Below are 7,681 nucleotides of genomic sequence, written 5' to 3' on the forward strand. Positions count from 1 at the left end.
TTGATAGGAAGCAATCTCGGCGCACCCCTGAGATTGCTTCCTTCCACTCCGTTCCAGTCGCTGCGGACGCAGGCTATAGTAATTATGTTGTGCGAATTCTCAATTCTCAATTCTCAATTCTCAATTCTCAATTCACTTTGGGTTATTGAACGAAAACTGAGCAAAACTTAACTCATTAACTTTATTCCAATTAAAAACTTGCTCTCTAAATTTTTTCCACTGTTGATAAACCTCCTTAAAACTCGTATCTTTACTAGCATTTTCTTCGTAAATTTCAAAAGCAGCTTTCTGAGAAGCTTCCATAATTTCTGGGCTAAAAGCCCTCAACTGAACACCTTTTTCCATCAATCTTGGCAAAGCTTCACCATTCAAAAAATCATATTGAGCTAACATATTCAAATTAGTTTCATAAGCAGCAGTCTGAAAAATTTCCTGATATTCTGTTGGCAACTTGTTCCAAGCATCTAAATTAACCAATACATCTATAGTCGGACCAGGTTCCCACCAACCAGGATAATAATAGTATTTTGCTGCCTTATATAAACCCAACTTCTCATCATCATAAGGTCCAGTCCATTCAGCAGCATCAATAGCTCCTCTTTCTAAAGCTAAATAAACTTCGCCACCAGGTAACACCTGAACATTTACTCCCAACTTGCTCATCACATCCCCTCCCAAACCAGGAATACGCATTTTTAAACCATTGAGGTCAGCTAAAGTATTAATTTCCTCTCTAAACCAACCACCCATTTGCGCACCTGTATTACCCGCAGGGAAATTAATCACGTTAAAATCAGCATAAACTTTTTGTATAGCTTCTAGACCCCCTCCATGATATAGCCACGCATTCTGTTGTTGGGCAGTAAAACCAAAGGGAACAGCAGTAGCAAATACTAGGGCAGGATTTTTGCCTTTGTAGTAATAACTAGGATTATGACCACATTGTACGGTTCCTTGTTGTACAGCATCTAAAACTTCCAACCCTCCGACTATTTCACCAGCTTGATAAGGAGTAATAGTAAATCTGCCATTGGTCAAAGCTGCGACGCGATCGCAAATCCTCTGTGCTCCACCAAACAAAGTATCGAGAGATTTCGGCCAACTCGTGGTCATTCTCCATTTTATCTGTTGGGGTTCGGTTTGACTCAATGCAGGTAAAGCAACAGCACTTGTACCAGCAACAGTAGCATAATTAATTAGGTTTCGACGTTTCATTATTTATTTATTTATGTGTTATTGCAGGGAACAGGGAATAGCGAAGTTGTTGTTTGTAGTAGGGCTTTAGCCCTATCTATAACTTAGGGCTAAAGCCCTACTACGAAGTCTTTACTTCTGACTGAAAAAGGATGAAAAAATTTTCGATTCACTACTTCCGTTGTGCGAATTCAGAATTCTAAATTCAGAATTCTGACTTCAAACTTCTGAATTCACTTTACGGAATTATTGAAAGCAAACTGAGCAAAACTCAATTCATTAATAGCATTCCATTGATAAATCTGTTCTCGGAACTTTTTCCACTGTTCGTAGACTTCTTTAAAAGTTGCATCCTGATTAGCTTTCTCTTCGTAAAATTCAAAAGCTGCTTTCTGTGCTGCTTGTAAAATTTCTTGACTGTAGGGGCGTAACTCTGTACCACCTGCTATCAATTCTGCCAATGCTGCTCCGTTTAAAGCATCATATTGGGCGAGCATACTTATATTTGCTTGATATGCAGCACTTTTAAAAGTTTCCTGATATTCTTTTGGCAACTTATTCCATTCATCCAGATTAACTTGCACCTCAAAAGTCGGACCAGGTTCCCACCAACCAGGATAATAATAATATTTTGCAGCTTTATCTAAACCTAATTTCTTGTCATCATAAGGACCTACCCACTCCGCAGCATCAAGAGCACCTCGCTCCAAAGCTAGATAAATTTCACCACCAGGCAATACTTGAGCATTTACACCTAATTTTTTCATTACCTCCCCACCAAAACCAGGGATGCGCATACTTAAACCATTTAAATCGCTAACCGTGTTTATTTCTCGTTTAAACCAGCCTCCCATCTGCGTCCCACTATTACCAGCAGGAAAACTAATAATATTAAAGTCCGAGTAAAGCTTGTGCATTATTTCTAAACCCCCACCATGATAATACCAAGCATTTTGTTGTTGAGCAGTTAAGCCAAAGGGGACAGCAGTCCCAAAGGCAAGGGCTGGGTTTTTACCAACATAATAGTAACTAGCAGTATGGCCACATTGTACGGTACCTTGTTGGACAGCATCCAGAACATCTAAACCTCCGACTATTTCACCAGCTTGATAAGGAGTAATGGTAAATCTGCCATTAGTCATAGCTGCGACGCGATCGCATACTGTTTGTGCTCCACCAAAAACTGTCTCTAAGGAGCGAGGCCAACTTGTGGTCATTCTCCATTTGACAGAGGGCAAGCTATCGGTAGAGGTAGTTTCAGTGGTAGTTTGACTACAAGCGGCTAAAGCTGCGACACTTGCAGCAGTTGCAATATGGTTAATTAGTTTTCTTCGTTTCATTGTTTTATATTATTTGGTGTTTTTAGGTTTTCTGCTTAGTATTTCGATAAGGTTTCAAGGTTTGATATATTTATCATATCAAATCCGATTGTAATGGAAGTGTTATAAGAAACCGGGTTTGTTAGAGGTTAATGTTATTACAGCGTAGCATTTAACACAAACCCGGTTTCTATGCTTTTTTACAGGATTTGATATCAAAGGGAATAAAAACAGAAATTAAAATCTTATCCTAAGAAACTGTTTGTAAACTCATAAAAACCTCTCTCCAAACCTCTCTCCTACGAGGAGAGAGGCTTTGAAATCCCCGTTCTATTGTAGGGGAGGGGGGTTAGGTTTGCGCGGATTCATCGGTTTCATATAACACTTCTCAAACAGCTTCCAAGTATATAGTAAAATAGGAAAAAAGCCCTCAAACTAAAAGTCTGGGGCTATATTTAATTATACTAAATTTTAAATACAGCAAAGGTTAATATGCTGTTAACATTTTTGGCGAGCGTTAAGACTCTTATTTATGCAGCGTCACCAAAAGCAATAAATGTAAAAGCACAATCAATCGGCTGGATAGGTGATGAAGTAATGCAGATAAAGTATTCTGGAGTAATTTGAACGGTGGCGACTGACATATTAAATGTCATCCACTCATTTCCAGAAATAGTACAAACTGGTGCTGGTAAACCTGCAAAAGGAGGAATAAATTTTACGATATAAGTTCCTTCCTTAATTTTTCTGCTCTCAAAACCTTCACCAAACCACTTATCACCGTTTGCTAGGACACCACCGTAGATGTGTTGGTGTTCGTGCTCATGGTCATCCTTAAAGATTGCCATAACTTACTCCTGTCTTAGTTAATTTACATTCTCAAAACTATCATCAGCAGGGTAAAAACACTTGAGTCTTGTGATTAAACTTTACAATCAGACAATTATCCCCATTAATGCTATAATTAAAATCTAATTTGATAATTTGTATTGAAAATTACAGCTTTTTTTACTTTTTAAGGATTGACTTTAGATGACTTAATTACGGGAACCTAGAAACCTGATTTTTTTCCTAAATATCTATTGTTAAAACCACAATTTCTCCTAGCAACTGGGTTTCTTTAGGTAAGTCTGTAAAATAAATTTATTTTAGTAATTCATACTTGACTTTTGATTTGGTCAAGACTGTTGTAAAATTATCCAATTAGTCAATCGAATTTTACAAAATTTCATTGGGAATGGAACAAAATCATAAATCAACAGTAGTAATTACGGGTGCATCGTCAGGGGTAGGTTTACACGCTGCCAAAGCTCTAGCTAAAACAGGTCAATGGTATGTTGTGATGGCTTGTCGAGACCTCTCAAAAGCGGAAAAAGCTGCTCAAGAAGTAGGTATGGCAAAAGATAGCTACACTGTTATGCACCTAGATTTGGCCAGTTTAGATGGTGTAAAAAGGTTTGTCAATACTTTTAGAGAAAGTGGTAGGTCTCTGGAAGCTTTGGTCTGCAATGCTGCGGTATATTTGCCATTGTTAAAAGAACCTAAGCGGAGTGTAGATGGTTATGAACTAAGTGTTGCTACAAATCATCTGGGACATTTTCTTCTATGTAACATTATGTTAGAAGATTTGAAGCAGTCTCCTGCTACGGATAAAAGGTTGGTGATTTTGGGAACTGTAACAGCTAACCCGAAAGAGTTGGGAGGAAAAATTCCAATTCCAGCACCTCCAGATTTAGGAGATTTGCAAGGTTTTGAACAGGGTTTCAAAGCTCCTGTTACGATGATTAATGGTAAGAAGTTTAAGTCTGGTAAAGCTTACAAAGATAGTAAACTTTGCAATGTTTTGACTATGCGGGAGTTACATCGGCGTTATCACGAGTCAACGGGGATTGTTTTTAGTTCTCTGTATCCCGGATGTGTAGCAGATACACCTCTATTTAGAAATCATTTTCCTTTATTCCAGAAAATTTTCCCACTGTTCCAAAAGAATATTACTGGAGGATATGTTTCTCAAGATTTGGCTGGAGAAAGGGTTGCTGCTCTGGTTAAAGATCCTGAGTATAAGGAGTCTGGAATGTATTGGAGTTGGGGAAATCGCCAAAAGAAAGATCGTCAGTCTTTTGTACAAGAGGTTTCTGATGAAGCAAGTGATGATGATAAGGCAATTAAACTGTGGGAATTAAGTTCAAAATTGGTGGGATTAGCTTAAAAAGCGGTCAGCGGTCAGCGGTCAGCAATCAGCAGTAAACGTTGAGGAGGGGTAACAGTCCCCTCCTCAACTTTCCGGTTTCTATAAACCGGGTATTTAAACCCAAACTCAAAAAGCTGATAGCTGAATGCTAAAAGCTAATAGCTAGTTAATTTTTTGACATTACTTAGGGTCGTTAAAAACTATAGTCATAGTGCTATAGCAATCCTAAATTATTTGTGAAAAAAACTGTAGGGGTTTGGTTTCCAAATCCCATTTTTCCTTAGACTTCTTGCATAAGTCAGGGAATAGGGAATAGGGAATAGGGAATGAAATTGTTTATTTCATATTTTGTTTTGATTGATTAAAATATTAAAGCAAGAAATTATATAGCAATTCCCACAGTTATGAAGTACATTTATGATCCCCCTCCGGTCCCCCTTAAAAAGGGGCACTGGAAGTCCCCCCCTTGATCCCCCTCCGGTCCCCCTTGGGAAGGGGGAAGCCAGAGGATGCTGCGCTTTTTGTTAAATGGGGGTTAGGGGGGATCGAAAGAACTGAACTGTATTGACTGATAACTGATAACTGATAACTGATAACTGAAATGGCTATTCTCAACCTCAAACCTACTCACAAACCAGTTTTATCTAAATAAAAATGTAGGTTGGGTAGAACGACAGTGAAACCCAACACGCACTTTATTGTTGTTGGGTTTTTCCGTTGGAAATGCTCCGTAAACGTACCTCAACCCAACCTACGCCTGATAACTGATAATTAATAACTGTTCACTGAAAAGGCTGATAACTGAAATGGTTATTCTCAACCTCAAACCTACTCAAAAAGCAGTTTTATCTAAAAATGTAGGCCCTTGTAGAACGACAGTGAAACCCAACAAAAATAAAGCTTTGTTGGGTTTCGTACCTCAACCCAACCTACAACTGATAATTAATAACTAAAATGGCTATTCTTAACCTTAAACCTACTCACAAACCTATCAAATTATATTACCAAAGTTTAAAAAAGTTTCAACAGTTGGGAGCTATTAATGAAGGGGCGGTAAAAGTTGCTTTTGCGGACTTACTAACTGCTTGTTGTCAACAGTTTAATTGGACGTTGGTACAAGAAAATAGCATTCAATTAACTAAGAAAAAACTAATCCGAGTTGATGGGTTATTAGTTAGAGATGATACTCTCAAACATGGTATCTGGGAAGCGAAAGATTCTGAGGATGATTTAGCTAAAGAAGTAAAAAATAAATTTGCTAAAGGTTATCCGAAAGATAATATTATTTTTCAGTCTCCTGAACGGGTGATTATTTGGCAAGGGGGAAAACAGGTTTTTGATGGAGAAATTACTAAACCGGAAGCTCTGGTAGAAAGTCTCAAGTTATTTTTTGAATATCGCCCGCCCCAGATAGAAAATTGGGAAAAAGCAGCTACAGAATTTGGGGAAAGAGTTCATAATTTAGGGGAAAAATTAGTTGAGTTAATTCAGAGTCAACGCAAAACTAATAAAAAGTTTATTGCTGCGTTTGATGGATTTAGTAATATTTGCCGTCAGTCGATTAATCCGAATATTTCTGATGCTGCGGTGGAAGAAATGCTGATTCAACATTTATTAACGGAACGAATTTTCCGCCAGATTTTTGATAATCCAGATTTTACTCGGCGGAATATTATTGCGGTGGAAATTGAGAAAGTTATTAATGCTTTAACCTCGAAGTCTTTTAGTCGTAATCATTTTTTGGAGGAGGTAGATTATTTTTATTTAGCATTAGAAGAAGCGGCTAAAACTATTAAGGACTATAGCGAGAAACAGCATTTTTTAAACACGGTTTATGAGAAGTTTTTTCAAGGGTTTGCTGTTAAGGTTGCTGATACTCATGGGATTGTTTATACTCCTCAATCTATTGTTGATTTTATGGTAAAAAGTGTTGATGAGATTCTGAAAAAAGAGTTTAAGAAATCTCTCAGTCATAAAGGGGTACATATTCTCGATCCGTTTGTGGGAACAGGTAATTTTCTGATGCGGGTAATGCGGGAAATTAGGAAAACTGCTTTACCTGATAAATATAAGGATGAGTTGCACTGTAATGAGGTGATGTTGTTACCTTATTATATTGCTGCGATGAATATTGAGCATGAATATCTAGAAGCAACGAGAAAATATGAGCCGTTTGAAGGTATTTGTTTAGTGGATACTTTTTCTGTTCAAGAGGCGTTACAGTTAGATTTATTTACTCCCGAAAATACTCAACGAGTGCAACGACAGCAAGATTCAGAGATTTTTGTGGTTATTGGTAATCCTCCTTATAATGCGTGGCAACAAAATGAGAATGATAATAATAAAAATCGGAAGTATGAAGAGGTAGATAGACGGGTAGCTCAGACTTATTCTAAAGACTCAAAAGCGACGAATAAAGTTTCTCTTTCAGACCCTTATGTAAAAGCTTTTCGTTGGGCTGCGGATAGAATTAAAGATGAGGGAATAGTCGCTTTAGTAACTAATAGCAGCTTTATTGATAATATTGCTTTTGATGGGATGCGACAACATTTAGCCCAAGATTTTGACGCGATTTATGTTTTAGATTTGGGGGGTAATGTACGAACTAATCCCAAGTTATCGGGAACGACTCATAATGTTTTTGGGATTCAGGTTGGAGTGAGTATTAACCTGTTGATTAAAAAGAAGGAAGGTAAAAAATCTCAATGTCAAATTTACCATGCAGTTGTAGATGAGTTTTGGCGGAAAGAGGAAAAATATGCTTATTTGGAAAAATGTCAGCATTTAGGTGGAGTTGACTGGGAAGAAATTAAACCGGATAAAAAAAATACCTGGTTAACGGCAGGATTGCAAGCTGAATTTGAAACTTTTATCCCAATGGGAACTAAGGAAACTAAAGCTGCAAAGGGAGAAGTAACCGATACTATTTTTAAATTATTTAGCAATGGAGTAAAAACTAATCGCGATGTTTGGGTTT

General features: G+C 37.5%; 6 protein-coding genes. 3 read left to right on the forward strand and 3 right to left on the reverse strand.

What is annotated here, in order from left to right; genetic code table 11:
* Nucleotides 1-132: 132 nt before the first annotated feature.
* The 3 genes from F6K22_RS24085 to F6K22_RS24095 all read right to left on the reverse strand — a co-directional run bounded on the left by F6K22_RS24085 (nt 133) and on the right by F6K22_RS24095 (nt 3,361).
* Nucleotides 133-1,215, reverse strand: a complete 1,083-nt coding sequence (locus F6K22_RS24085) for a TRAP transporter substrate-binding protein (protein WP_293103746.1) — start codon at nt 1,213-1,215, stop codon at nt 133-135.
* Nucleotides 1,216-1,427: 212 nt separating this feature from the next.
* Nucleotides 1,428-2,534: a TRAP transporter substrate-binding protein gene (locus F6K22_RS24090; protein ID WP_293103749.1), complete on the reverse strand. Its 1,107-nt coding sequence runs from the start codon at nt 2,532-2,534 to the stop codon at nt 1,428-1,430.
* Between the two features lie 509 nt (nt 2,535-3,043).
* On the reverse strand, nt 3,044-3,361 hold the full coding sequence (locus tag F6K22_RS24095; protein ID WP_293103752.1) for a hypothetical protein: 318 nt from the start codon (nt 3,359-3,361) through the stop codon (nt 3,044-3,046).
* Between the two features lie 389 nt (nt 3,362-3,750).
* On the opposite strand from F6K22_RS24095, the gene F6K22_RS24100 reads away from it, so the two are divergent.
* The 3 genes from F6K22_RS24100 to F6K22_RS24110 form a co-directional block, all read left to right on the forward strand.
* Complete coding sequence (locus tag F6K22_RS24100) at nt 3,751-4,722, forward strand: protochlorophyllide reductase (RefSeq protein ID WP_293103754.1); 972 nt, start codon at nt 3,751-3,753, stop codon at nt 4,720-4,722.
* Nucleotides 4,723-5,510: 788 nt separating this feature from the next.
* Complete coding sequence (locus tag F6K22_RS24105; protein ID WP_293103757.1) at nt 5,511-5,657, forward strand: hypothetical protein; 147 nt, start codon at nt 5,511-5,513, stop codon at nt 5,655-5,657.
* 1 nt (nt 5,658) lies between these two features.
* Nucleotides 5,659-7,681, forward strand: a 2,023-nt coding sequence (locus F6K22_RS24110; RefSeq protein WP_293103760.1) for an N-6 DNA methylase, incomplete at its 3' end; no start/stop codon positions are given.

The sequence above is a fragment of the Okeania sp. SIO2F4 genome, assembly GCF_010672385.1.
Classification (GTDB): domain Bacteria; phylum Cyanobacteriota; class Cyanobacteriia; order Cyanobacteriales; family Microcoleaceae; genus Trichodesmium.